Source organism: Streptomyces violaceorubidus, assembly GCF_000717995.1.
In the GTDB taxonomy this organism is placed as follows: domain Bacteria; phylum Actinomycetota; class Actinomycetes; order Streptomycetales; family Streptomycetaceae; genus Streptomyces; species Streptomyces violaceorubidus.
The window spans coordinates 1-263 of record NZ_JODM01000213.1 but is presented as its reverse complement, the minus strand read 5'-3'; the positions used below and the strand labels follow the sequence as shown (position 1 = coordinate 263).

The following is a 263-nucleotide window of genomic DNA, read 5'->3' as shown; positions in this document are numbered from 1 at the left end:
CTGGCCTGCGCGAGGCGCCGGGCGCGGACGGCTGCCACGGCCCGCTCCGGCACGCGGTCCGCGCCGCGCGCAGCGAGGTCGACCGCGGACGTCCACAGCGCCCGGACCTCTTCCTCGTCGCGCAGGGGGTCGAGATGGCGCTGCCGGGCGACCTCGCGCGCCAGCTGTTCCTCGGCCCGCGCCGAATCGAGGCCCAGTGACTGTACGCGTGCCACCTCCTGCCCATATTCCGGCCGGTCCCGCAGCGCTGCGACTATCCGCCC

The 263-nt window shown here is 76.4% G+C and carries 1 protein-coding gene; it reads right to left on the bottom strand.

Translation table 11 applies throughout. The annotated features are described in order from the left end of the window. A partial coding sequence (locus IE94_RS40195) for a hypothetical protein (protein WP_157849467.1) occupies window positions 1–215 on the bottom strand: 215 nt, incomplete at its 3' end. Between the last annotated feature and the right edge of the window lie 48 nt (window positions 216–263).